At 59.6% G+C, this 25,295-nt stretch carries 19 protein-coding genes; 8 read left to right on the forward strand and 11 right to left on the reverse strand.

Going from position 1 to position 25,295, the window contains the following annotated elements:
• On the reverse strand, positions 1–974 hold a 974-nt coding region (locus tag OA90_RS06625), incomplete at its 3' end, for an Ig-like domain-containing protein (protein ID WP_156510410.1).
• Positions 975–1,270: 296 nt separating this feature from the next.
• On the opposite strand from OA90_RS06625, the gene OA90_RS28480 reads away from it, so the two are divergent.
• Positions 1,271–1,393, forward strand: a complete 123-nt coding sequence (locus OA90_RS28480) for an integrase core domain-containing protein (RefSeq protein ID WP_279625809.1) — start codon at positions 1,271–1,273, stop codon at positions 1,391–1,393.
• Between the two features lie 80 nt (positions 1,394–1,473).
• Here the strand turns inward: OA90_RS28480 and OA90_RS06630 are convergent, their stop codons facing one another.
• The 3 genes from OA90_RS06630 to OA90_RS06640 form a co-directional block, all read right to left on the reverse strand.
• Positions 1,474–1,740, reverse strand: a complete 267-nt coding sequence (locus OA90_RS06630) for a hypothetical protein (protein WP_156510411.1) — start codon at positions 1,738–1,740, stop codon at positions 1,474–1,476.
• 4 nt (positions 1,741–1,744) lie between these two features.
• Positions 1,745–2,680 (reverse strand): hypothetical protein, encoded by a 936-nt coding sequence (locus OA90_RS06635; protein ID WP_068408837.1) that lies wholly within the window; start codon positions 2,678–2,680, stop codon positions 1,745–1,747.
• Positions 2,681–3,135: 455 nt separating this feature from the next.
• Positions 3,136–4,647: a BCCT family transporter gene (locus OA90_RS06640; RefSeq protein ID WP_068408839.1), complete on the reverse strand. Its 1,512-nt coding sequence runs from the start codon at positions 4,645–4,647 to the stop codon at positions 3,136–3,138.
• 382 nt (positions 4,648–5,029) lie between these two features.
• On the opposite strand from OA90_RS06640, the gene OA90_RS06645 reads away from it, so the two are divergent.
• Positions 5,030–7,291, forward strand: coding sequence for a bifunctional diguanylate cyclase/phosphodiesterase (locus OA90_RS06645; RefSeq protein ID WP_208986020.1), 2,262 nt, complete (start codon positions 5,030–5,032; stop codon positions 7,289–7,291).
• 73 nt (positions 7,292–7,364) lie between these two features.
• On the opposite strand, the gene preA is transcribed toward OA90_RS06645, so the two are convergent.
• From preA to OA90_RS06675, 5 genes are all read right to left on the reverse strand, one after another.
• Entirely contained in the window at positions 7,365–8,678 is a 1,314-nt protein-coding gene (preA, locus tag OA90_RS06650) for an NAD-dependent dihydropyrimidine dehydrogenase subunit PreA (protein WP_068408841.1), read from the reverse strand.
• 34 nt (positions 8,679–8,712) lie between these two features.
• Complete coding sequence (locus OA90_RS06655) at positions 8,713–10,059, reverse strand: NAD(P)-dependent oxidoreductase (RefSeq protein WP_068409188.1); 1,347 nt, start codon at positions 10,057–10,059, stop codon at positions 8,713–8,715.
• 845 nt (positions 10,060–10,904) lie between these two features.
• Positions 10,905–12,578, reverse strand: coding sequence for a CRTAC1 family protein (locus tag OA90_RS06665; RefSeq protein WP_068408844.1), 1,674 nt, complete (start codon positions 12,576–12,578; stop codon positions 10,905–10,907).
• On the reverse strand, positions 12,575–14,014 hold the full coding sequence (locus tag OA90_RS06670) for a di-heme oxidoredictase family protein (protein ID WP_068408846.1): 1,440 nt from the start codon (positions 14,012–14,014) through the stop codon (positions 12,575–12,577). The genes OA90_RS06665 and OA90_RS06670 overlap by 4 nt, the downstream gene beginning before the upstream one ends.
• On the reverse strand, positions 14,011–15,276 hold the full coding sequence (locus tag OA90_RS06675; RefSeq protein WP_068408848.1) for an ROK family transcriptional regulator: 1,266 nt from the start codon (positions 15,274–15,276) through the stop codon (positions 14,011–14,013). The genes OA90_RS06670 and OA90_RS06675 overlap by 4 nt, the downstream gene beginning before the upstream one ends.
• 272 nt (positions 15,277–15,548) lie before the next feature.
• Between OA90_RS06675 and xylF the strand changes: the two genes are divergently transcribed.
• The 5 genes from xylF to xylA all read left to right on the forward strand — a co-directional run bounded on the left by xylF (position 15,549) and on the right by xylA (position 21,774).
• A complete protein-coding gene (xylF, locus tag OA90_RS06680) occupies positions 15,549–16,580 on the forward strand; it encodes a D-xylose ABC transporter substrate-binding protein (protein WP_068408849.1) in 1,032 nt (343 codons plus the stop codon).
• Positions 16,581–16,756: 176 nt separating this feature from the next.
• Positions 16,757–18,046 carry a sugar ABC transporter permease gene (locus tag OA90_RS06685; RefSeq protein WP_068408851.1) on the forward strand — a complete coding sequence of 430 codons (1,290 nt, stop codon included), beginning with the start codon at positions 16,757–16,759 and terminating at the stop codon, positions 18,044–18,046.
• Positions 18,047–18,049: 3 nt separating this feature from the next.
• Positions 18,050–18,838, forward strand: a complete 789-nt coding sequence (locus OA90_RS06690; protein WP_199823631.1) for an ATP-binding cassette domain-containing protein — start codon at positions 18,050–18,052, stop codon at positions 18,836–18,838.
• 153 nt (positions 18,839–18,991) lie between these two features.
• Positions 18,992–20,443 carry a xylulokinase gene (gene xylB, locus OA90_RS06695; protein ID WP_068408853.1) on the forward strand — a complete coding sequence of 484 codons (1,452 nt, stop codon included), beginning with the start codon at positions 18,992–18,994 and terminating at the stop codon, positions 20,441–20,443.
• 11 nt (positions 20,444–20,454) lie between these two features.
• On the forward strand, positions 20,455–21,774 hold the full coding sequence (xylA, locus tag OA90_RS06700) for a xylose isomerase (RefSeq protein ID WP_068408855.1): 1,320 nt from the start codon (positions 20,455–20,457) through the stop codon (positions 21,772–21,774).
• Between the two features lie 224 nt (positions 21,775–21,998).
• Here the strand turns inward: xylA and OA90_RS06705 are convergent, their stop codons facing one another.
• Positions 21,999–22,508, reverse strand: coding sequence for an MmcB family DNA repair protein (locus OA90_RS06705; protein WP_068409191.1), 510 nt, complete (start codon positions 22,506–22,508; stop codon positions 21,999–22,001).
• 315 nt (positions 22,509–22,823) lie between these two features.
• Here OA90_RS06705 and OA90_RS06710 point away from each other — a divergent pair, with 315 nt between their 5' ends.
• Positions 22,824–23,309 (forward strand): hypothetical protein, encoded by a 486-nt coding sequence (locus OA90_RS06710; protein ID WP_068409192.1) that lies wholly within the window; start codon positions 22,824–22,826, stop codon positions 23,307–23,309.
• 43 nt (positions 23,310–23,352) lie between these two features.
• On the opposite strand, the gene sulP is transcribed toward OA90_RS06710, so the two are convergent.
• Positions 23,353–25,137: a sulfate permease gene (sulP, locus tag OA90_RS06715; RefSeq protein WP_068408857.1), complete on the reverse strand. Its 1,785-nt coding sequence runs from the start codon at positions 25,135–25,137 to the stop codon at positions 23,353–23,355.
• Positions 25,138–25,295: the final 158 nt, after the last annotated feature.

Below are 25,295 nucleotides of genomic sequence, written 5' to 3' on the forward strand. Positions count from 1 at the left end.
CCGCTCAAGGCTGTCGCCACAGGCGCGTCATTGGTGCCTGTGATGGTCACCGTCACCGTGTTGGTGGAACTGGCCCCCAGATTGTCCGTCACCGTGTAGCTGAACGTTTCTGTCGCCGTCTCTCCGGCGGCCAGATATTCATAGGTATCCTGGGCAATGTAGGTGTAGGTGCCATCGCCGTTGTCCGTCACCGGTGTCATCGTTGCGGACACGGAGCCGCCGCCCCCAAAATCAAATGTCACCGTATGCGTGTCCGACATGTCCAGATCGCTGAAATCCGGCGTGAACACCGTGGACAGTGTATTTTGCGTCAGGGAAACCGACGTCTCCAGGGCCACAGGCGCGTGATTGGTGCCCATGATTGTCACGGTGACCGTGTTGGTGGAACTGGCTCCCAGATTGTCCGTCACCGTGTAGCTGAACGTCTCTGTCGCTGTCTCGCCGGCGAGCAAATAGTCATAGGTGTCCTGGGCAGTATAGGTGTATGTGCCATCGCCGTTGTCCGTCACCGGTGTCATCGTTGCGGATACGGAGCCACCCCCTCCAAAGTCAAATGTCACCGTATGCGTGTCAGAGATATCCAGATCGCTGAAGTCCGGCGTGAACACCGTGGACAGTGTATTTTGCGTAAGGGAAACCGACGTCTCCAGGGCCACAGGCGCATCATTCTGACCCGTGATCGTCACGGTTACTGTTTCGGTTGATGTGCCGCCATTGCCGTCATCAACCGTATAGGTGAACGTGTCCGTCGCGGTTTCGCCAGCCGCCAGGCTCTCAAACAGACCGTTCGGGTCATAGCTGAACGTGCCATCGTTATTGTTGATGACTGTTCCAAGCGTGCCGGTGGTATCCACACTGAACGTATGCGTGTCGTTCGCATCCAGATCCGTGTAGCTCGCCGTGACCGTGACAACGCTCCCGTTTTCCGGAGAAATTGCAGAAATGGCTTGTGCGATAGGGGCAGAATTGGTCAAGATTCAATCTCCGACTGGATAGACACACACTGTCATTAATGACGGTAAGTGATTTCAGGACGGAGCAACTAGCAATTGTTTATTTTCCGCACATTTTATTCACAACGTATTTTGAAGTGAAAATAGGCGGTAAAAAAATTACATAATTCATAATTCTGATAAAATCATTTAATAAAATGTATTTTTTTTCAGAAGAAGAATTTATTTTGTTGTTATTGTAATATTTTGTATATTACAGAATATTATAGATTAATGAAAAATATAACGTAATAATGTGTAGATCTATTTTTCTTATTATTGCGAAATCATGGGCTTGTCCCGATTTAGGGCAGCATTACAATACCAAGCGCCCACACAGAGCATTGGGCTACCGTCCACCGGCACCGGAATCCATCGTCCAGATGGACCAAACACGGTAGAGACCAACCCTGTCATACACTGGCAATCAAACCGGACCATCCAAAAGGTGCTGACCGATTTATCCCGGTTGGCGGTGCTCCTATCTGAGGCCAAGCCGTTTTGCACCAAGGACCGACCCAGTCTGATCCTCGATTTTTACTTCCCACTGGGCGCCGATTGTCGCCGTCTGAAATATCCACACCGCACCGGTCTCCGCCGTTTCAACGGAAAGCAGGACCAGATTTTCCGAACTGGCGTCGTCTGCAAGGGCTGCTTGCGCAAGAGCCCGGGCTTCGTCTTCACTCAGGCGCGTCAATACCGGGCGTGTGGGGCGGCGCCATAGCCACTGAACCAATTTTCCCAACACGGTATCAGTGCTCCTCGGTTGGTAAAACCGGTTTGGCGGGATCGAACCATATGTCGAATTCTATGCTTTCGATCAGAATTCCGCTGGCAATCAAGCCCGCCGTTTCAGTCAAGATACCGGAGCCGGTGAACCCGGAACTATAACCACCACCGCGGACCAGATACACATATCCCTGCTGAACCGGAAATTTAATCCCGGTGAAAAACTGCCGGAAGCCATTCACGCCTAGCTGTGCCACCGTTTCGGCAAGCGCCTCCTCCAGATATCGACGGAGGGAGGAACGCATGTAGGACCCTGCCCGGCTTTCGACGCGGAACTGGCGCAGCAGATAGAGTTTGGGCGTAAGGAACTGGTGCACTTTTTCATGCAGCAGAACAATCCGCTGGTCGTTTGCTGTACCGCGGATACTGACGACGATATTGCCCCACATGCTGGTGCTGCCCTCACCGGCCGCTCGCGTCGCCGAGGGGCGAATGGTTGGCTTGTAACGAATGCCCGGCGTCCGTGGGGGCGCCGACCCCACAGGTGCCCGGCCTCCCTTGTAGGTCCGTGGCGCGCCTCGGAACAATACCGCGAGCACCGCTTGAATTCCCAGGATGCTCACCGCTTTTGCGAAGTGATCCGCGGCTTTATCGAGATCCCGTTCCGAGCTTGCGTTGTAGGTTCCCGACGCAAAGTCGTACAAGTGATCGAGCCCGGAAAAAACCGCCAGTCCGATTGCAACGGCCCCGACAGCGACAAGAATAATATCAATGATCTCACCAACGCCAAACGCGTGAGAAGCAACCCAGGCAACCAAAACCGCTGCTACTATCGCGAGTGCCTCCGGTGTCAGAATTGCTTCGACCTGGCGGCGCGCCTCGGGACCGAGCTTGTCGAGAGAACGGGTTAAAACTGCTTCAAGTTTACGAATAAATGGCCAACCGGCGACATGGCTCATATCAAGCCTCCATCTACTGATCAAAATCGATTTTATAAAAAACAAAAATAAACCGGGGTCATGATATTACACGTTGGCGTTGCGCGCGAGCAGTAATATCGTTGCTCCGTTCGGCTGACTTGGGCATCTCTTTCAGATGCCGCCGCCTTATGCCAAGCGATCAAATAGGGTCTTGTTCGCCGGGCATGGCATTGGTGTTCTGTGAAAAGATTGCTCAGCCCGAAATGCAGGAACTTCGCCTGTTTGGAGTTGTGGCGCCGAAACGGCATGCCGGAGAAAATTGTTTTGGTTGTCGGCTCGGCCGGGCAAAGCGAGAGCCGGGAAAAGCCATCAAACGGATTCCTGGCGATCGCGGTTGGCGTCAATCGCCGCCTTCGGGATCTTTCCTCATCACCAGCCAGATCATGGCGCCGATAAAGGCGAATGTGCCGAGGTTGAGCAGCGTGTCGAGGGGGTCACCGATCAGCATGGGATGGCTTTCTGTTCGCGTCCTGCAACAGCGCCCGGATCAGGCAGGCGAAAAGAAGAACGGTGATGAAGACAAAGGGCAGGGCCCCGAGGGCAATCAGCTTTTTGACCGCCTGCAGCGAGCCGGACAGGATCATGGCCGCCCCCAGAACGCCAAGCAGACCGCCCCAGATCACCCGGACCCTGACGCTCGGGTTCGGATTTCCGCCCGTGGAAAACGTTCCGAGCACGAACGCGGCGCTGACCACGCTGGTGACGATGAACAGGAACGCCGCCAGCACTGTCACGAGGGTGGTCAGCGTCGCGAATGGCAGCCTGTCGAACAGGGCGAACGTCATGCGTTCAACGTTGGTCTGGGTCATGGCCAGCAGTTCCCCGGTCCCGTTGAGGGTCTCATAGAGACCGACACCACCGAAGGCGCCGAACCAGATGGTGGAAAAGAGTGTCGGGCCGATCAGAACGCCAAGCACGAACTCGCGAATGGTGCGGCCCTTGGAGATGCGAGCAACGAACACACCGACAAAAGGCCCCCAGGCGATCCACCAGACCATGTAGGTCAGTGTCCAGTCGTGGAACCATTGGTTGGCTTCGTCGCCGAAGAAGGTGAATGTCTGCAGTCCGCGCGGAATCACCACCGATATGTAAGAGCCGATGCCGCCGATGATCGAGTTCATGAGATATTCGGACGGCCCGAATATGATCGTGTAACCCACAAGTGCGATCGCCAGCATCATGGCGATGTTCGAAAGCCTGGCCATGCCGCTGCCGAGATCCACCAGGAGGGGCGGGATGTAGGCGGCGATCATCACAAGGAACACGGCTCCGACAAGGATCGGACCGGCTGTCTGCGCACCGAAAAGAACGGAAATTCCATCGGCGACCTGGAAGACGCCCATGGCGACCGATCCGGCCACACCGATGGCGATGGCGGCAATCGCCATGAAATCGGAGAACCAGCCGACGATATCTGCCCAGCGTTCGCCCGGAAAAAGGTTCCTGACAGGGGCGCTGACAAGCATCGGCGTGCCGCGCCGGTAACTGAAATAGGCAATCGCAAGCGCTGTCGTGCCGTAGATCGCCCAGGCATGAATGCCCCAGTTGAAATTGGCGGCAAGCAGGGCCTGTTCCGCGGCGATCGGTGCCGGGAACACCTCCCTGGCGAAATGATAATGGGTCAGCGGTTCCGCGACGGCCCAGAACAGGAGACCGACCCCCATGCCGGCCGCGAACAGCATGGCGATCCAGGTCGGTGTCGAATACTCCGGCCGGTCCGTGTCCGCGCCAAGCCGAATGTCGCCGAATTTCGTTAAGGTGAGGCCGAGGCAGAACAGCAGCATGAGAGTGACCGACAGCATCACGAACCAGCCGCGGCTCAAGAAATACTGATCGACGATTGTGCTCGCAATGGCGAGCAGGCCCGCCGGATCGATGACGCCCCAAAGACCTATCAGGGCGCACAGGCTGATTGAGGCCGTCAGCAGGGAACGTGAGGCTTGCATACTGTTTCCCGGGTTTCTGGTTCTGTCGGTCCGAGTGTCGCGCCTTGCCTTCCTATAAGCAATCCCTGCCTTCCGCTCCTGTTTGCCGGAAGCGTATCCGAACGCTCTCGTGAAGGCATTGAGGAATGGCCGGCAATACATGGCCGGACCCTCCGAAGAAGTGGCGGAAGGGACGTTCGGATCTGGTTTTTATCAGTGAGCAGCAGGTCGATGTCTATCGTCATTACTAACAATAAATAATCAAGAGTGTTTAGTGACTCAGGGATGTCTTGCATGGTTTATTTTAGACATAACGTATTTAACCTCGCAGAAATCATTTTATGGTTCAATCAAGAATAGATATTCTGTGTTAAGCAGTGAATATGATTGTGGAAGGCGTATTTTGTCTGAAAAAACAGACATACTCAACTTGACGAATGGGGAAGGTGAACGGGCTCGGGCAGGGCAAAAACAACCAAAGCCCGCGATTCTGGGCATTCCATCCGGTTACATCATCTTCCTGATGTTCTGTGCGGTGATTTTCTCTTTCGGGGCCGTACTGTTCAAGGTCCTGGTAGCCGAACAAGAAGCGGCGGCCCGGGAAATCAAATCGGTTTCGCGCGTCTTTGAAAACCACAAACACAAACTCCTGAGGGAAATGGAGCGCTATGCCGCTTCGAACGCTGCTTACGAGAACATCGAGACACACCTTTCCATGGAATGGATCCAGTCCCGCTTTGGCGTGGATATGGCACTGGATTTCAAGCATGCCTACACGGCGGTTCTGGACAAGGACGGTGATGTCACATTCGCCATCGATTTCCACGAGAACTCGCATCCGCACGTTTACACCCGTCAGATCGGCGAGCAGCTGGAAGTGACGTTGTCCGCGATCCGGGAAAAATACCGGCAGGGTCTTGTGCGGTCCGGCGGTGAGGTCCGTTTTAAAGGTCAGTTGAGCGACATTTCAGGCGTCGACATCGTCGAAATTGACGGCAGGCCCAACATCGCCGCCGCCTTTGCGATCGTGCCGGACCCGGGCGGGATCGACATGACGTTCGCCTCGCCGAACATTCTGCTCACCTTTTTCGAAATCGACGTGATCCATCTCGGCGATCTGCTGGCAAGCCTGTCCCTGGACAATCTGGAATTTGTCACCGAAGTGCCGAAAGACATGATCTCGGTACCGCTTGCCAACAATGCAGGCAATGTTCTTGGCTACCTGGCCTGGTACCCCATGAGCCGGGCGTCCTCGATTATAATGTCCTCGATCCCGATCCTGCTGATTTCGCTCGGGATCATACTGACGATAGCGCTTCTCACGATGCGCCAGAATGCGCACGCCCGGCGAAGCCTTGCCAAGCGGGACCAGGAAGCTCTGCATACGGCAAATCACGATTCCATGACCGGATTTGCGTCCAGGGGCTATTTTCAATCCCTGGCCACGAAATGGCTGATGGTGCGAACGGCGCTGCACAATCGTGCTTCGGTGATTTATCTCGATCTCGATAATCTCAAGCAGGTCAACGATATCCATGGTCACGCGGCGGGTGATCAATTGATTGTCGAACAAGCGCGCCGTATCCAGAAGATGCTGGGTTCGAACGGACTGATCGGCCGGATCGGGGGGGACGAGTTCGTCATTCTGACCGACCAGTGGGGCGCCGCGAGGCCGCAGCAGTCGGAAATCGAAGAACTGTTCCGGATCCTGAGTTTGCCGGTCGTCTTCGAAGACAAGCAGATCGAGACCTCATGCAGCGCAGGCATCGCACGGTTTCCGGAACACGGACACAAGTTGCCCGACCTGATCCGCGCGGCCGATATCGCCCTCCACCGCTGCAAACAGGAACAGAAAAATTCCTTCCGTTACTACGACGATCGCATGGACGAACAGCTGCGCGAGCAGCGCGAACTCCTGATTGATCTGGTGGCCGCGATCCGGGGGAACGAATTCGAGCTTTTCTATCAGCCGATCGTCACGGCCGGGACCGGAGAAGCCGTCTATTACGAAGCGTTGATCAGGTGGCGTCATCCGAAACGCGGGCTGATCTCTCCTGCCGTCTTCCTGCCTGTTGCGCGCGATGCCGACATGATGCCGGAAATCGGCACCTGGGTGCTTGAGCGCGCCCTCGCTGATGCGCGTGCTTGGGACACCGCCGGGGTGTCCATCAATGTCTGCACCAGCCAGATCCGAAAGCCCGGTCTTGCCGAACAGGTTGCTGATCTGCTGGTGGAAAACGAATTTCCCGCCGACCGTCTGATACTGGAAATCACCGAAGATCTGCTTATGGAAGAAAGCGCCGAAACGCTTCAAACGATCCAGTCGCTCCGCGATCTCGGAATCGGTCTTGCGATTGACGATTTCGGCACAGGGTACTCAAGTCTGAGTTATCTGCACAAATTCCGCTTTGACAAGATGAAGATCGATCGCAGTTTCGTCTCCCGCATCGGTCAGGAAGACGAAGCCGACACGCTGGTTCGCTCCATGCTGGGGCTTGCAAAGGCTATGGGCATGCAGACGGTCGGCGAGGGGGTTGAGACCACCGAGCAGAAGGAATTTCTTGTCGATGCCGGCTGCGAATATCTGCAGGGCTATCTGTTTGGAAAGCCGGCGCCCCTGAATGAACTGAACCACACGGAAACCCAGAAAAGCGCCACCGCCTGAGCGTCGCGACAGAAAAGCCGCAGGCAGATCCCGGTCCGCCTGCGGCTGCATGTGCTGAGGAGAACAGCCGTGCCTATTCGGCGGCTTCTCTGACGGCCATCGGGTTGTTCGGATGGGTCGTCCAGTTGGCGTAGTCTTTCTCGACGGTCCGCTTGGTGCGTGGATCGACACTGTCCGCGGCCATCGGCTCCAGGGTGATGCAGTTCTCGACCGGGCAGACATTGACGCAGAGATTGCAGCCGACGCATTCCTCGTCGATCACCTCGAACTTGCGTGCGCCATCGACCATGCTGGTGATCGCCTGGTGGGATGTGTCCTCGCAGGCGATGTGGCAACGGCCGCACTGGATGCAAAGATCCTGATCGATGACGGCCTTGGCGACGTAATTGAGGTTGAGATACTGCCAGTCGGTCACATTGGGCACGGCAGAGCCGACGAACTGGTCGACGGATGTGTAACCCTTCTCGTCCATCCAGTCGCTGAGCCCTTCGATCATGTCCTCGACGACCTTGAAACCGTAAGTCATGGCTGCGGTGCAGACCTGAACCGTGCCCGAGCCGAGCGCCATGAATTCGGCTGCGTCGCGCCACGTGGTGACGCCGCCGATGCCGGAGATCGGCAGGCCCCGGGTGGCCGGGTCACGCGCGATCTCGGCGACCATGTTGAGCGCGATAGGCTTGACGGCAGGGCCGCAATAGCCACCATGCGCACCCTTGCCGTCGACCGTGGGCGACGGGGACATCATGTCGAGATCGACAGCCGTGATCGAATTGATGGTGTTGATCAGCGAGACCGCATCCGCGCCGCCGGCAAGGGCGGCCTGGGCAGGCTTGCGCACATCGGTGATGTTCGGTGTCAGTTTGACGATGCAGGGCATGCGCGAGTGCTGTTTCACCCAGCGCGTCACCATCTCGATATATTCGGGAACCTGTCCGACCGCCGAGCCCATGCCGCGCTCGCTCATGCCGTGGGGACAGCCGAAATTGAGTTCGACCCCGTCCGCTTCGGTGTCCTCCACCTTGCGGAGAATGTCGATCCAGCTCTGCTCCTCGCAGGGGACCATCAGCGAAACAACGAGCGCGCGGTCCGGCCAGTCGCGCTTGACCTGTTTGATCTCGCGCAGATTGACCTCAAGCGGCCGGTCGGTGATCAGTTCGATGTTGTTGAGGCCGATCAATTGCCGGTCCTTGCCGTGGATCGCGCCATAGCGCGGTCCGTTGACATTGACGACAGGCGGGTCCTCACCCAAAGTCTTCCAGACAACGCCACCCCAGCCCGCCTTGAAGGCCCTGACGACGTTGTATTCCTTGTCGGTTGGCGGCGCGGAGGCCAGCCAGAACGGGTTCGGCGATTTGATGCCGATAAACTCTGTTCTCAAATCAGCCATGTCGGCTCTCCCTCAAATCCGTAACGCCGGCGCCTCAGGCGCTCAGGGCGGCGTTGATGCTTTCAGCGGCAATCTTTCCGTCCTCGACGGCGGCGACCGTCAGGTCCTCGCCGCCAAACACGCAATCACCGCCGGCCCAGACATCGGAAAGGCTCGTCTTGCGGGCCACATCGACCACGATACGGCCCTTCTCGAGGGACAGGGCACCGCCCAGATCCGTTTGCACCAGCGTCTGGCCGACCGCCTTGAACACCATGTCCGCAGGCAGGGTGATGATCTCGCCGGTGCCGGTGAGGGAACCATTGTGCTCCCGGGTCCGCTCCAGCTCAATGGCGGTAACCGTGTCGTTCTGCGCGACAAGCGCCTTCGGCTGCATCCAGGTCATTATCCGCACACCGCTGGTCTGTGCCAGATGCTGCTCGTAGTCGGAGGCATTCATCCGGTCCTGGCCGCGCCGATAGGCGATGGTGACATCTTCCGCCCCGAGCAGTTTGGTCTGAACGGCGATATCGACCGCGGTCATGCCGCCGCCGATCACGACGATGCGGCGTCCCACCGGAAGGGTGGAGAGATTGTCCGCCTGGCGCAGGTCGGCAATATAGTCGACCGCATCCAGGGAGCCGCTCTTGTCCTCGCCCTCGATACCGAGCGCGTTGACGCTGCCAAGGCCGATTCCGAGAAACACAGCGTCAAAACCGGCCCGCAGTTTAGCCAGGTCCAGATTGGCGCCAAGACGCATTCCGGTCTTCAGCTCGATACCGCCGATCGACAGGACGAATTCCGCCTCATGGGCGGCAAAATCGTGGACCGACTTATAGGAAGCGATTCCGAACTCGTTGAGCCCGCCGGCTTTTTCCCTTGCGTCGAACAGCGTCACGTCGTGGCCGTGAACCGCGAGGCGGTGGGCGCAGGCAAGACCGGCCGGACCTGCCCCGACCACAGCGACCTTCCGGCCTGTCGGTGCGCCGCGTGTGAACGGCGTCGTGTCGTTCTCGGTCATGTAGTGGTCGGTGGCATAACGCTGCAGCTGGCCGATCTTCACCGGCTTGCCTTCCGCAACTTCCCGCACACACACCTCTTCGCACAGGGTCTCGGTCGGACACACACGGGCACACATGCCGCCGAGGATATTCTGCTCGAAGATGGTCTTTGCCGATCCGGTGGGGTTGCCCGTCGAAATCTGGCGGATGAATTGCGGAATGTCGATACTGGTCGGGCAGGCCTGCATGCACGGCGCGTCGTAGCAGAAGTAGCAGCGGTCGGCTTCCACCAGGGCTTCATGCGGGTCCAGCAGTGGATGCAGGTCGCTGAAATTCTCTGCGTACGCGTCGTCGGACAAACGCCCGGCGGCAATATCCGGACCGGCTGTGGTCTGGGTCATGGAGATCTCCGGAAGGTTGGCGATCATTTTTGGGGTGGCGTCCTTCGTTTGGCGAGGAAGCTCGAAAACCATTGGAAGAAAATTTGAACAGTTAGTCAAATATTTTTTAGAATGATTATAAACTTGAGGAAAAAAGTCAGAAAATATATTGCCAATATTACAGCAGCTTAGACATAAAACATGCAGATGCTGAAATATGCGTCATGGCGCGGATTCTGGCTCTTGTTCGGTTGCAGGACGATAAAGCGCGCCTAAAATGGAGCAATGCCGGAGCCGTGAATGCCGTGCTGAGACCAGAAACGCGGGATTTTGTCGGCGAAGGTCAGTGCAGGCAGTGCAAGCAGCGTCACGGTGAAGCCGCTAGAGTATCCTTGGCCGATGGTTACGCGAGCTGGTGTGTGAAGATAGTAAAAAGATGGAGTAGTATTCTTGTTTAATTCAAGTTTGCGTAGCTTTTTGATAGTGGTTTTTGTGTCGGTGCTCGCAGGGTGTCAGTCAAGTTCTCCCGCTCCTACTACAGGTATCGCAAAAACAGAGCTGAGTGCTTGCGAGAAAGCCAAGCGGAAAGGTAATTACAATACTGCTGAGGGCAGGATGTACGCAAAGGGAATTTGCACAGGCGCGTTTGCAAAACTGTCAGCGAAAGACGCTACAGCCTGGGGGCATCGCGAGTACAACCGGCAAATCTCGTGCAAGTCGAGAACAGGTAAATTCTGTGAGGATTAATCCTTGAAACCCGGATTTCGCGGGGATCGTACCGAGACCTGTAGTGTTCAGTAGACAGTCCGGAAAGTCACCACCTGTAAGGCATAAAACAGCAGTTCAATCGACTGCCGCCAAGAGGCTTATTCCGGATACCAGAGCCGGGCTTTTTCGGCGCCGCGATCGATGATCACATGGCCGTTGGCGAACACCCGGTAAGTGTGGCTCCAGTCTCCGTCCGGCCATTTGATGCGCACATTGGCGCGCTCGGCGACGCCGAGGCCGAAATGGACGAAGCCCGATTGGCCGGATGCGTGGCCCGCGCCGATCTGGACGTCTTTCACCGTCGAGCGGTTGCCCGTCCTGACGCTGATCTTGGCCCCGACCGCGCGGCGGTTGGATTTGCCCGGCTGGCGGATATCGACGGCGAGCCAGTTGCCGAGGGGTTTCGGGTCCTCTGCCGTGCCCTGACCTAGATTGCGGAACAGGCTCGCGGGAGCACCCCTGTTGACCACGACGATGTCCAGCAGCCCGTCGGCGTTGAAGTCCGCAAGGCCCGCGCCGCGGCCGCGCCGGTCGAGGCCTATTCCGGCCTCGCCACCGGCTTCGGTAAAACGGCCGTCCCACTGGCCGAGCAGCAGGTTGTCCGGGTCGTAGGCGGCAAAATCCGGCATGGCTTCCACATTGCCCTTGGCGATGTAGAGGTCCCACAGGCCGTCATTGTTGACGTCCTGGAATTCGGAGTGCCAGCCTGTGGAAGGCTTCAGGTCCTCGCCCGCATAGGGACGGTGGGCGGTGACCCCGAGATCGAAGGCAATGTCCTGATAGACGGGGACCGTCTCGTCGGAATCTTCGGCCAGCTTCTGCAGTTTCGTGTCACCCATGCTGGTCAGCGCGTATTCCGGGAACCCGTCGACATCGAGGTCGATGGACGCAATGCCCATGCCCCAGATCTTCAGATGCTGCCAGCCGTCGGCCTTGCGGTAGGGGCGCGGCGGACGGCCCGGAGGCACCGCCCAGAGCTGCTCCTCGCCACCGCGGTAATACTGCCGGTCGTTGGAAACCCGCAGTGCCGGTTCGCCGGAGCGGTTCCAGTCGGTGAACAGCATCGACAGGCTGCAGTAACCGGGCGAAAGACGGGTGGCCTCGGAATAGCTGACGTCGCCATCCCCGGTCGTCTCTGGCCGGAACAGAAAGTTGTCGTGGCAGGTGCCCCAGGGCGCGCCGGGAGCGGACCGGTCGACATAGTTTCCGAACGCCAGCGTCGGAAATTCCAGGTCCGGTTCGAAAGTCGCGGAAAAGGCGGTCGTCCATTCCCGCCCGCCGTCAAAGGCAAGCGCACGGTTGGCCACGTCAAAGCGGCAGGAGCCCTTGCCTTCAAGAAGAAGGTTTTCGCCGAGGCGCAGCAGGACAAGATCCAGCACGTCGTCATTGTTGAAATCGAGCGGGTAGGCGCCGAGAACGTTTGCCGATAGCCTGTCGCTCAACCCGGTGTCCATGGGCTCGAATTTCAGCAGTCCCGCCGTCGGGCTGGCATTGCGGAAGAGTTGCGCCGGGTTTTTCCCGCCGGCCAGAAAAAGATCCGGCCGCCGGTCGCCGTCGCAGTCGAAAATGGCGGTGCCGCCCCCGACGAAGAACTCCCAGGCGCCGTCATAGACGTGGCTGACCCCGGCCGATTGCGCCTCTTCGGCGAAGGCCGGCACCGGTGCGAGCGAGCTCTGCCCGGAGGTATTGCCGGAAATGTCGTCGGCAAATGCGGGGCAGGCGGAGGTGGTCACCGCCAGCAAGGTCAGAGCAAGGAAACCGGCCTGTCTCATTCGGCAATCTCCAGACTGCGCAGGAAAGCGATGATCGACTTGCGGTCCTGCTCTTCCAGGCCGGAATAGGCCTTGCGGCTCGCGGTCGCCTCACCGCCATGGGCGAGGATCACTTCGTTCAGGGTGGTCAGGTCACCCCGGTGACCATAGGGCGCCGTGCTTCCGATACCCCAGAGTTCGGCGGTCATGAAGACGTCCCGGGCGACGAACCGCTGGGCCAGCAATTCGTTGCCGAAAGTGTCATTGGCGGCATCTGCGATCTTGTGGCGCTTCAGATCGCCGAACAAAGGCACCAGAACCCGTCCCTGGTCGTCGCGCGGCAGCGCCTTCACCCAGTCCAGCGTTCCAAGGTCAAGGGCCAGAGGGCTGACAACATCGCTTTGCCGCAAGGTGCCGGCGGTGTCGTAGGGGCCGGGATCCTGAAAAACCAAGCTCTCCAGAGGAAGTTCCGGAATGTGGCACGAGCTGCAGCCGATCTCGCCGAACAGCGCTTCACCCGCCTTCGCGGCATTTTGCCAGATGTCCGGCAAGTCCTGTTTCCGGGTCGGCGCGGGCAGCGTCGCCTGCCAGGCGACCAGCGCCGAGATGTGTCCTGACGTCAGTTCGTCCGCATGTCCGTCGCCGTCGAAATCGTCCGTACCGGTCCAGGCGGTGCCGAACCTTTCGCGCGCCTGCATACCGTGATGCGCGTTCATCGCGTTCACGGTGAACTGGCGCAGTGAGGCGAACACCCCCTTCTGACTGAAGGGGCGCAGGGTGAGGTCGTCGTCGATCCCCTCTAACCCGGAAACATCCAGCGTGCCGTCCGGATAGGCGGTCAGGGAACCGAAGGAAACTCCTTTGCTTGCCAGACTGGTCTTTGCGGTATTGCCGCTCTGGCGCGCCTTTGCCAGCACGTCCTGCCGCTGCCGGCGCAGGTCGGCGGTCATTTCCCGGGCCAGCAGTTCGATAAGCCCGGCGCCCTGGATCGCGTTGGTGTTGCGTTCGTTGGAAAATTGCGGGTCGATCGTATCGAAATCAGCGCTCTCGAAACCTTCTGAAACGAACACATTGGCGGTGAAGGCGCCCGCACCGCCGACCACCGGTTCGTTGTGACAGGAGGCACAGGCGTTGGCGTCCATCCCGGCGAGCCGCTGAAAGGGTGAATGGGACCGTCGGCGGGCCTTGGTCGGCACGACGGCGCCGGTCGCGTCCGGCCGTCCGGCGCCGTCCAATGTAGTGAACCTGGCGGCAAACAGGCGTTCCCCAAGCGGCTGCAGAACGGTGATCGGATCCTCGCCCGAAGCGGCAAGGGCATTTATATCCACGTCTTCGCGAATGGCGCGTTCGCTCCACGGCTCCGGATCCGGATCGGCGAAGACGGCCACCGGCAGGGCAGTTGCCACGAGGAGTGTCAACGCAATCGGAATACCCGCTGGTTTGAACGTGCGGATCATGCCGTCGCCTCCGACGTTCCGGGCCGCGCGCTGTGGCTTGCTTTCGGTGTTGCATTGCCGAGGAAATCCTTGTCGAGACGTTCCATCGATTGGGCAATCAGGCCGCTGCGGATGAAATCCTCGTTCCAGGGCATCACGTCGAGGGTGAAATTGTTGCGCAGGTCCGCGACCAGCGCGTCGTCCAGGCCTTCCCACATGCCTTTTTTCATGAAGTCGAAGGCCCGCACGGCCGCGCCCGTCAGCACCAGCCGTTTCGGGTCGATCATGGCGATCACCCGCGCGATCCCGTATCCGAGGACGCGCCCGGCCTCATGAAAGGCCTTGCGCGCGTCGTCGTCACCGGAGCCGGCAAGCTCGATCAGCCGGCCGAGACCGCTCACGCCGGCCTTGATCGTGCCGGGGTCGGTGTCCTCCGGCTGATGTGTGGCGGCCCGCACAAGGGCATAGTCGGAAAGATAGGCTTCCAGACAACCCTTCTTGCCGCAACGGCAAAGCGCGCCGCCTGGAATGTGATTGGCGTGGCCGAATTCGGCTGCCGTTCCGCTGGCGCCGGAAAACAGCCTGTTGTTCAGGTAGAGCCCCATGCCGACCCCGTAGTCAAGCATGACCACGGCGAAGGTGCCGCTGTAGCGGGTCGGATCGGACCAGTGCAGTGCTTCGGTGATCATGTTGGTGTCGTTGGAGATGTAACAGTCCGCGCCGAAAGCTGACTGCAACGGACCGACGACCGGAATCTTGCGCCCCGCAAAGGCCGGGCTCCAGGCGACTAGGCCGGTTTCTGTCTCCACGACTCCCTGTGCCGCGACGCCGATTTCCCGGACCTGGGACGGCTCGACGCCCGCTTCGTGCAGGAATTGCCGGATGGCCTCGACAAGCGTCTCGGGAAAGCTATCCGCGTCGGCGGTGGAACTGTCGAAATGGATACGCGTTTCTCGCGTGACGTCGCCGGCGAAATCCACCAGCGATAGGTCGATGTTGTTGACCGAAAGCCGGATGCAGAGCGTGAAGACCGCATCCGGATTGAGCTTCAGCAAGGTGCGCGGCCGTCCGCGCGCCTGGGGAGCTTTCGGCTCCTCGCTCTCCAGACTGAGGATCAGCCCCTGGTCCAGCAAATCGGAGGTGATCGCCGTCACGGTTGCCGGGCTCAGACGTGTCGTCTGGCCAAGATCGATCCGTGCCGTCGGTCCGTTCCGGCGCAGGGCCTGGAGTATGATACTTCTGTTTTGCCGCCGGATCTGATCCCGGTCCGCCTTGCGTTTCATGCGCGCTCAGCTCTTCCCAAGGTGTTTCCTCTGTCCCGGGTTTCTCCCGGTTTTTCCGCCCTCATTCGGAATTCTTCGATCCCGCGGAGCAGAGTTTTGTAAAACCATGTTGACAGGAGCGGCGCTTTAGAGCAACTTTTTTTCGGACGCCAAAAAAAATAACAATAGGGTTGTCCTAATCTCAAGGTGCCGCAAAAAGGCACCGGCTTGAAAGACGAATATTCAGGTGCAGCCGCTTGATTCAGGCTGCGCCCACTGGAGGAAACATCGCAATGCGTAAAATCACCACTTTGCTGGCGGGCGCTCTGCTGTCCGCAACTGCTCTTCATGTCGCCCATGCGGAAGATCTTGTTGTCGGCGTGAGCTGGTCCAACTTCCAGGAAGAGCGCTGGAAAACCGATGAAGCCGCCATCAAGGGCGCTTTGGAGGCTGCAGGCGCGAAATACATTTCCGCTGACGCACAGAGCTCTTCCGCGAAGCAGCTTTCAGACGTCGAAGCCCTGATCGCTCAAGGCGCCAACGCCCTGATCATTCTGGCGCAGGACTCCCAGGCAATCGGCCCGGCTGTTCAGGCTGCTGCCGACGAAGGCATCGCCGTTGTCGGTTATGACCGCCTGATCGACGATCCGCGTGCGTTCTACCTGACCTTCGACAACGTCGAAGTCGGCCGCATGCAGGCTGCCGCGGTTCAGGCTGCAGCGCCGAAGGGCAAATACGTCATGATCAAGGGCTCCCCGACCGACCCGAATGCGGATTTCCTCCGCGGTGGTCAGCAGGAAGTTCTGCAGGCCGCGATCGACTCGGGCGACATCGAGATCGTCGGTGAAGCCTACACCGATGGCTGGCTGCCGGCCAACGCTCAGCGCAACATGGAACAGATCCTTACCGCCACCGACAACAAGGTCGATGCGGTCGTGGCTTCCAACGACGGTACAGCCGGCGGTGTTGTCGCGGCTCTGACGGCTCAGGGCATGGATGGCATTCCGGTGTCCGGCCAGGACGGCGATCATGCCGCCCTGAACCGCGTCGCCAAGGGCACCCAGACCGTTTCCGTCTGGAAAGACGCCCGTGAACTCGGCAAGGCTGCAGGCGAAATCGCCGTGTCCCTGGCTGGCGGTTCCAAGATGGCTGACGTCGACGGCGCGGCTGCATGGACCTCTCCGGGCGGTACCGAGCTGACGGCCAAGTTCCTGGCTCCGATGCCGATCACCAAGGACAATCTGACCGCTGTTGTCGACGCTGGCTGGATCTCGAAAGATGATCTGTGCCAGGGCGTTGCAAGCGGCCCGGCGCCTTGTAACTGATAACACAACGCATGATGCTGGGCCCCGGTCATGACGACCGGGGCCTTTCAGCAGGAATTCCACCGGAGCGGTTTTTGAATATGCGGTCTCCGTATCTTCGAAGATCGCACCGGCTGTTCCCGGGACGGGCCTCCCGATGCGTGAGCTGAAACGGTCTCCAAGCAGGAGTGACCTTGATGTCCGAAACCGCTCTGGCCGGGCAAAAAAGCCCGACAGCACGTAGTATTTTTTCCGCGTTGCAACTGGATACCCGCTTTCTGGGAATGATCGGGGCGTTCATTGTCCTGTGTCTGGTTTTCAATGTGTTCACGGACGGCCGGTTCCTGACACCGCGCAACATTTTCAACCTGACGATTCAGACCGTATCCGTCGCCATCATGGCGACCGGCATGGTGTTCGTCATCGTCACGCGCCATATCGATCTGTCGGTCGGTTCGGTCCTCGCCACCATCGCGGCGGTCATGGCGGTCGTGCAAACGGATTTCCTGCCCGACATTCTGGGTCTCGGACATCCCGCCACCTGGATCCTGGCGATCCTGGCCGGGATTGTCGTCGGCGTTCTCATCGGGGCGTTTCAGGGCTGGACGATCGGCTACCTCAGCATTCCGGCGTTCATCGTGACGCTGGGTGGTCTGCTGGTCTGGCGAAACGTCGCCTGGTTCATCACCTCAGGTCAGACCATCGGTCCGCTCGACGATACTTTCACCATGATCGGCGGCATCGGCGGCACCATGGGGGAAACCGGTTCCTGGATTTTCGGCATATTGGCCGTTGCCGCGGCGTTGTGGCTGCAGGTGGCCTCGCGCCGCCGCAAGGCCTCTCACGGTTTTCCGGTAAAGCCGGCCTGGGCCGAGATAACAATGGCGGTGATCTCCACGTGCGCCATTCTCGGATTTGTCTGGGTCCTCAACGCCTATGATATTCCCAAGGCACGGCTGCAGCGCATTTTCGAGGCCAGCGGCGAAACCCTGCCCGAAGGCCTGACCATGGGCTACGGTATTCCCTATTCGGTGGTTCTGCTGATCGTCGTGGCGATCGTCATGACCATGGTTGCCCGGCGCACCCGTCTCGGCCGCTACATCTTCGCGACCGGCGGCAATCCGGACGCGGCTGAGCTTTCCGGCATCAACACCCGCCTCCTGACGGTCAAGGTCTTCGCAATCATGGGCGGGCTGGCGGCACTGGCTGCCGCTGTGGCCGCGGCCCGGCTCGGATTTTCGACCAACGACATCGGCACGCTCGACGAACTGCGCGTCATCGCCGCTGCGGTCATCGGGGGAACAGCACTCGCTGGCGGCGTCGGCACGATCTACGGCGCCATCCTCGGTGCGCTGATCATGCAGTCCCTGCAGTCTGGAATGGCGATGGTCGGTGTCGATGCACCGCTCCAGAACATCGTGGTCGGAACCGTTCTGGTCCTTGCCGTCCTGGTCGATATCATCTACCGCAAGCGCACAGGAGACTGAGCGATGGCAACACCTCTCGTAGAACTGAAGGACATGTGCATCGCTTTCGGCGGTGTGCAGGCCGTGGATCACGTCTCCGTCGATCTTTTCCCCGGCGAAGTCGTCGGCCTGCTCGGCCACAACGGCGCCGGCAAATCGACGCTGATCAAGATGCTGTCCGGCGCTTACAAGGCCGACGCCGGCGAGATTCGCATCGACGGCAAGGAAGTCCACATTCACTCGCCGCGCGACGCACGGGCGCATAACATCGAGACCATCTACCAGACGCTGGCGCTGGCGGACAATCTCGACGCCGCGTCCAACCTGTTCCTCGGACGCGAGCTGACGTCGCCTCTCGGCTTTGTCGACGACGATGCCATGGAAGCGGAAACCCGCAAGATCATGGGCCGGCTCAATTCGAACTTCAGCAAGTTCCATGCGCCGGTGAAGGCCTTGTCTGGCGGGCAGCGGCAGTCGGTCGCGATTGCCCGCGCGGTCTACTTCAACGCCAAGATCCTGATCATGGACGAACCGACGGCAGCACTCGGGGTTCACGAAACCCAGATGGTGGCCGATCTGATCCAGGAGCTGAAGAAACAGGGCCTCGGCATCTTCCTGATCAGCCACGATATTCATGATGTCTTCCAGCTATGCGACCGGATCGCGGTCATGAAGAACGGACAGCTCGTCGGGACGGCACGCACGTCGGATGTGACCGATGACGATGTGCTCGGCATGATTATCCTCGGAAAATGCCCTCCGGGGGCTGTTCCCGGACCGGGCGCTTTTGTGGAAGATGTTCCGGCCGGCTAGGGACCTTCGCGCCCCGCGGGCGATTGCCCGCGGGAGTTTCCCGTTCGTGCGGAAGCAGGCAACGGGCGTTGGCCGGACACTTTGAAAGACACCGTGCCGAGTCTTCTCGCGGGGATCGGCACTCTTTTTCAACCAAGTTGAGGAACGCACCTCATGTACATCGGTCTCGATATCGGCACGAGTTCGGTCAAAGCCATTCTCCTGAACGAGGACCAGGCGCTGATTTCTTCGGCTACGGCCGAATTGACGGTGCAGCGCCCTCATCCAGGCTGGTCGGAACAGGATCCGGACAGCTGGTGGACGGCGTGTCAGACGGTCCTTGATGCGCTGAAAGCGCAGGCACCGAAGGAAATGGCCGCGGTTCGGGGCATCGGGCTGTCCGGCCACATGCATGGCGCAACCTTGCTGGACGATGCCGGGCGGCCCCTGCGTCCGTGTATTTTGTGGAACGATGGCCGGTCCGGCCAACAATGCGCCGAACTGCAGGCAGCCGAACCGAAGTTCCTCACGCTCGGCGGCAATCTGGTGATGCCCGGCTTTACCGCGCCGAAGTTGCAGTGGGTGCGGGAAAACGAGCCCGACATCTTTGCCCGGACGGCGATGGTTCTGCTGCCGAAAGACTATGTCCGCTTCAGGCTGACCGGCGAATATGCGGGCGATATGTCCGACAGCGCCGGTACGCTCTGGATGGATGTCGCGAAACGGGACTGGAGCGACGACCTGCTGGTCGCGACAGGGCTGACGCGCAAGCACATGCCGCGCCTCGTGGAAGGCTCGGAAAGCTCCGGCACCTTGAAACCCGATCTGTGTGCCCGCTGGGGGATCGATGGAACGCCCGTCGTTGCCGGGGGCGGCGGTGACAACGCCGCTTCCGCCTGCGGTGTCGGTGCGGTCGATCCCGGGTCGGCCTTCGTGTCGCTCGGCACATCCGGTGTCCTGTTTGTCACCAACGACAGGTTCTCCCCGAATGTGGAAGGCGCCGTACATGCCTTCTGCCACGCCGTGCCGGACACATGGCACCAGATGGGCGTCATCCTGTCGGCCACCGACAGCCTGAACTGGCTTGCCAGGACCTTGAAGAAATCGCCTGCCGACCTGACCGGGCTACTGGACAAGGTCTCCGGCCCGTCTGCGGTTTCCTTTCTGCCGTATCTCGGCGGCGAGCGCACGCCGCATAACGATGTCGATATCCGCGCCGGCTTCATGGGTATTTCGCATGAAACCGATGATGCCGACCTGACCCATGCGGTGCTCGACGGCGTCGCCTTTGCCCTTAAAGATTGTCTCGAAGCCTTGAGCGTTGCTGGGACGAAAATCGACCGGGTGCTGGCCGTCGGCGGCGGATCGCGGTCGCAAGTCTGGCTGGAGATCATTGCCAGCCTTCTCGACGTCACTGTGGATGTGCCGGTGGACGGCGATTTCGGAGCTTCGCTCGGAGCGGCCAGGCTCGGTCACGCCGCGGCGCTCGGGACGACGGAAGGGGTCTTCTCAAGGCCGCAACTCAAGACCAGCATCGATCCCGATCCGGCCCTTACCGAAACCTACGCCGAGGCCTACGGCCAGTGGCGGAAACTGTATCCGGCGCTCAAACAAGCCGGTTTTTGAGGAGACAAAAGATGAGCACTGGGTTCTTTGGCGATCTTCAGCCGATTCCTTTCGCCGGCCCCGACAGCCGCGATCCCCTGACCTATCGCCACTACAACAAGGACGAGATCGTTCTCGGCAAGCGCATGGAAGATCATCTGCGCCTCGCCGTTTGCTACTGGCACAGCTTCTGCTGGCCGGGCACCGATCCGTTCGGCGGCGAAACCTTCAACCGCGCATGGATGGCCGCCGGCGGCGACCCGATGGAACAGGCAAAGCTGAAGGCGGATGTCGCTTTCGAAATGTTCCAGATTCTGGGAATGCCGTTCTTCACCTTCCACGACCGCGATATCGCGCCGGAGGGAAAAACCCTGGCGGAGAGCAACGCCAACGTGAACGCCATTGCCGATATCTTCGAAAAGAAGATGGCCGACACCGGCGTAAAGCTGCTCTGGGGCACGGCCAACATGTTCTCCAACCGCCGGTTCATGGGCGGTGCGGCAACCAATCCGGATCCGGACATTTTCGCCTACGCAGCGGCGCAGGTGAAAAACGCCATGGACTCGACCTTCCGTCTCGGCGGCGAGAACTATGTTCTTTGGGGCGGACGTGAGGGCTACGAGACACTGCTCAACACCAATATCGGCCAGGAACTCGACCAGCTCGGCCGCTTCCTCAACATGGTGGTGGAATACAAGCACAAGATCGGCTTCAAGGGCACGATCCTGATCGAGCCGAAGCCACAGGAGCCCAGCAAGCACCAGTACGACTACGATGTCGGCACCGTCTTCGGCTTCCTGAAAGCCTATGGCCTTGAGAACGAAGTCAAGATGAACATCGAGCAGGGCCATGCCATCCTCGCCGGTCATTCCTTCGAGCACGAACTGCACATGGCCCGCTCGCTCGGCATTCTCGGTTCCGTCGACATGAACCGCAACGACTATCAGTGCGGCTGGGACACCGACCATTTCGCAATGAACGTGCCGGAGCTTGCGCTGGCCTATTACGAGATCCTGATGGGCGGCGGCTTCACGACAGGCGGCACCAATTTCGACGCCAAGCTGCGCCGCCAGTCCATCGATCCGGTCGACCTGATCCAGGGGCACGTCGGTTCTGCGGATGCCATCGCACAGGGTCTCAAGGCCGCTGCCGCGATCATCGAGGACGGCCGCCTGAAGGGCTTTGTCGATGAGCGGTATGCCGGCTGGTCGCGACCGGAAAACGCGGAAATCCTGAAGGGTGGTTCTTCCCTGGAAGCGCTGGCCAACCGTGTTCATGCAAGCGATCTGGAACCGCAGCCGAAATCCGGCAAGCAGGAATATCTGGAAAGCCTGGTGAACCTGTTCGTGTGAACCTGTTCGTGTGAACCGGCGCGTTTTCGCCTGGCCCGGGTGATCCGGTTGCCAGGCGGCGACGCAACTCCGTGAAGTACCGGCCTTGAGCCGGGACCTGCCACGTGGCCCCGGCTCAAGGCCGGGGCGGCGAGCCGTAAGTGGTTCGTCCAAAGCGAAAAGACATTGGCGTGCGGAGGCCCCGAAGGTTCGTCCATAATCGAAAGCTGCTTGTAGCCGGGACGTCAAACCCGGTCGGAGAACCGAAGGCCGTCGGGATCGCTCAGGTCATGCAGCCGGTTGGCGGCGCTGCGTGCGAACCGCAGGGTGACTGATTTGCGGGTTGCGGCGGCCAGCTTGTGTTCCGGTGCCTCCCGCAGGATTTCCGCACCGAACCCGTCAGCAACAATGAGCCCTGCCTCTTCCGGGAAAATATCCACCGGTACATCCGGATGGGTGGCAAAATAAAGCCGGTCGCAATGCAGCCGGTAGTCCGGCCACTTCGTGTCCGCCCGAAAATCGGCAATCGACGATTTTACCTCGACAATCCAGAGCTGGTGCTTCGGCCCGAGCGCCAGAAGGTCCGCTCGGCGGCCGGAGGCGAGCGTGATTTCCGGCATGCAGGAGAAATCGAACTGGCGCAGCAGCCGGGCGGTCCCGCGCCAGACCATGAGCGCGGTTTCCGATTGCCTGCGGTCTTTCAAAGGATCGTCCAACTGAAGACGGCCGGAAGGCTGGGGCATCCTGTTCGTCATTGAAATTTTGTTCCACATTTGTTCATTGTTGACAAGGTGCTCAATGCAAAAGTTGACGCAGGACCGGAAATTGCGTGTTCTAGGATCTGCACTTATAAATGAAGACGAATGGGTATCGAAATTTTGAAACACCGTCAGGAAGCATGCGCGGAGCGGGTCTCCTGCCCGGTCAAATAAGCCGACGACACGGGTTGAAGCCATTTCATCTTCATTTATGAGTTAACAGCCTAGATGAGGGATGCTTTCTCGAAGCCGCTCGATCAAAGATTTGAGCGAGCAGGGCAGGAACTGTACCGGGCGATCCGGGAGGGGAAAATGAGGCTGGAATTTTTGAAGCGATGCGTCTTGCTGGCCGTACTGTGTGCTGTGACCGGCGGGCCTGCTTATGCGCAAAAGGGGGATCTTAAAATCCAGGTCCCCAAATCCGCGCCTCTCCTGGAGGGAAGAACGCTCGACCTAAGGTTTGCCAAATTCGCGCAAGGAATCTGGGTGACGGATCTCGACTATTGCCCGGCGCCAAGCGTCGACCGGAGCGTGCCGGGCACAACGCTGGCGATCTATCGCGGTCTGCTGGAAACGCCGGGCCGGATCTGCCAAGTCTACGGTGCGGAACAGAGCGACGGCAAAACCCAGCGCGCAGCGATAAACTGCCTGCTCACTGACGGGGGAGAAGCGATCGAACTGGTGACGGTGCGCCCCCGCGGAACGAATGTGCTGATGGTGCAGCAAGGGGAACACGCCCCGGTTCTGTTTCGCTTCTGCCAGAAGATCATCCCGATCCTGCAGGCGGCCAGCAACTGAGCGTCGATTGAGCCGGATCGAACAGGATGCGGCCTGAATATTTCTAGATTTCCGGCCCGGACCACATGTCGGATCGGGCAGGTTTTTTGGGTGTCCGGGATTCGGAAATATGTGTTGTTTCCGGGTCCAGCGTACACAGGGCTTCATACTGGCTGAGGAAGATCCGGCCGGTCAGGTGTTTCAGGAACTCCGTCTTCTTCAGCCGGTCCATCACGGGGCCCTTTATCTCCGAGAGATGGAAGGTCACGCCGGAATCCGACAGGCGGTGATTGATTTCCTCAAGGCTTTCCAGCGCGCTGGCGTCGATCTCGTTCACCGCCGTGCACATCAGCACCACATGTTCGATATTTTCCCGGTCAGCGACAAGCGCGTAGATCCGGTCTTCCAGAAACCGGGAATTGGCGAAGAACAGGCTTTCATCCACGCGAAGCGAGAGCACACGCTCGCCTGTCACCACGGTGTGCCTGTCGATATTGCGGAAGTGCTCACTCCCCGGAACGATGCCGACGATCGCCATATGCGGGCGGCTGCTGCGGTAAAGATAGAGCGCGATGGAAAGCGCGACCCCGGAAACCACGCCCTGTTCGACCCCGAAAAACAGTGTGATCAGGATGGTTGCCGCCATGGCGGCGAAATCGCTTTTCGAATAGAGAAAAGTGCGCTTGACCGCGCTCAGGTCCACCAGCGACAGCACAGCAACGATAATCGTCGCAGCAAGTGTCGCCTGCGGCAGATGCGTTAGCAGCGGCGTGAGAAAAAGCGTGGCCAGAGCAATGCCGATGGCCGTGAATGCGCCTGCTGCCGGGGTAGCCGCACCGGCGTCGAAATTCACCACGGACCGCGCAAAACCGCCGGTAACGGGATAGCCGCCGGAAATGGCCGAGGCGATGTTCGACGCTCCGAGGCCGATCAATTCTTGATCCGGTTCGATCCGCTGTCGTTTCTTTGCGGCCAGCGTCTGGGCAACGGAAACGGATTCCACGAAACCGATCACCGAAATCAGCAGCGCGGGACCGGCCAGCGCCAGCCACAGTTCGCTGTCGAAGGAAGGCAATTGCGGCATCGGCAGGCCGGAGGGAATGTCACCGACGATCCGCACTCCCTTTGCCCCAAGGTCGAAGAACGCGGCGATGAGGGTGGTCACCGCAACAGCCGCCACGGGTCCGGCCTTGCTCAGGATATCCGCGAAGAAGGGCTTGAAACCGAGGCTAAGCAGGAACTTCTTCAGACCCTTGCGTACCCATAACAGAAACACCGTTGCGGAGGCCCCGATGGCGAAGGTGATCCAGTTTATCTCCGTCAGATTGCCGCCGATGGACAGGAGGATATCATAGAGTGTGTGTCCCTGCGCCGGAACGCCGAGAATATGCTTGAGCTGACTGGAGGCGATCAGCAGGCCGGAAGCGGTGATGAAGCCGGAGATGACCGGATGGCTGAGCAGGCTGGCGAGAAAGCCGAGCCTGAACAGCCCCATGGCGACCAGCATCAGGCCGGACAGGAAAGCCAGCACAATGGCCGCCCCCAGATATTCCGGGGTGCCCTGCTGGGCGAATTCGCCCACGGCGGAGGCTGTCAGCAACGACACGACCGCCACCGGACCGACCGCAAGCGCCCGGCTGGTCCCGAAAATCGTATAGGCCACCAGCGGCAGGATGGACGCATAGAGCCCGACTTCCGGCGGCAATCCTGCAAGCAGCGCATAGGCAAGTGACTGCGGGATCAGCATGATGGTGACGATGATCGCGGCGACCAGATCGCTGGTCGCCGTTTCCTTGTCGTACTGCTTCCCCCAGGCAAGAATGGGCAGATAGCGCTGAGGCCGGATCATTGCATGACCTTTGTCTTGTTCGACGAATTACAAACCGGGAAACCGCTTCGGAAGATCGGTATCATTTGATCTCTTGATCGTCATCCCTGTTCGCGCTGCGTTTGACCGGGATGACCGCAGGAGGGTCTGTCGGTTGTCCGGGCCGGTCTCCCGGCCCG

It is taken from the genome of Labrenzia sp. OB1 (assembly GCF_001624695.1).
Taxonomy (GTDB): Bacteria; Pseudomonadota; Alphaproteobacteria; order Rhizobiales; family Stappiaceae; genus Roseibium.

Excerpts from the sequence above, each read along its gene's own strand:
- OA90_RS06665 (WP_068408844.1), bottom strand. The coding sequence starts at position 12,578 with ATGAGACAGGCCGGTTTCCTTGCTCTGACCTTGCTGGCGGTGACCACC.
- OA90_RS06675 (WP_068408848.1), bottom strand. The coding sequence starts at position 15,276 with ATGAAACGCAAGGCGGACCGGGATCAGATCCGGCGGCAAAACAGAAGT.
- sulP (WP_068408857.1), bottom strand. The coding sequence starts at position 25,137 with ATGATCCGGCCTCAGCGCTATCTGCCCATTCTTGCCTGGGGGAAGCAG.
- xylA (WP_068408855.1), top strand. The coding sequence starts at position 20,455 with ATGAGCACTGGGTTCTTTGGCGATCTTCAGCCGATTCCTTTCGCCGGC.
- OA90_RS06710 (WP_068409192.1), top strand. The coding sequence starts at position 22,824 with ATGAGGCTGGAATTTTTGAAGCGATGCGTCTTGCTGGCCGTACTGTGT.
- OA90_RS06635 (WP_068408837.1), bottom strand. The coding sequence starts at position 2,680 with ATGAGCCATGTCGCCGGTTGGCCATTTATTCGTAAACTTGAAGCAGTT.
- OA90_RS06655 (WP_068409188.1), bottom strand. The coding sequence starts at position 10,059 with ATGACCCAGACCACAGCCGGTCCGGATATTGCCGCCGGGCGTTTGTCC.
- OA90_RS06705 (WP_068409191.1), bottom strand. The coding sequence starts at position 22,508 with ATGACGAACAGGATGCCCCAGCCTTCCGGCCGTCTTCAGTTGGACGAT.
- preA (WP_068408841.1), bottom strand. The coding sequence starts at position 8,678 with ATGGCTGATTTGAGAACAGAGTTTATCGGCATCAAATCGCCGAACCCG.
- OA90_RS06690 (WP_199823631.1), top strand. The coding sequence starts at position 18,050 with ATGGCAACACCTCTCGTAGAACTGAAGGACATGTGCATCGCTTTCGGC.
- xylB (WP_068408853.1), top strand. The coding sequence starts at position 18,992 with ATGTACATCGGTCTCGATATCGGCACGAGTTCGGTCAAAGCCATTCTC.
- xylF (WP_068408849.1), top strand. The coding sequence starts at position 15,549 with ATGCGTAAAATCACCACTTTGCTGGCGGGCGCTCTGCTGTCCGCAACT.
- OA90_RS06670 (WP_068408846.1), bottom strand. The coding sequence starts at position 14,014 with ATGATCCGCACGTTCAAACCAGCGGGTATTCCGATTGCGTTGACACTC.
- OA90_RS06640 (WP_068408839.1), bottom strand. The coding sequence starts at position 4,647 with ATGCAAGCCTCACGTTCCCTGCTGACGGCCTCAATCAGCCTGTGCGCC.
- OA90_RS06685 (WP_068408851.1), top strand. The coding sequence starts at position 16,757 with ATGTCCGAAACCGCTCTGGCCGGGCAAAAAAGCCCGACAGCACGTAGT.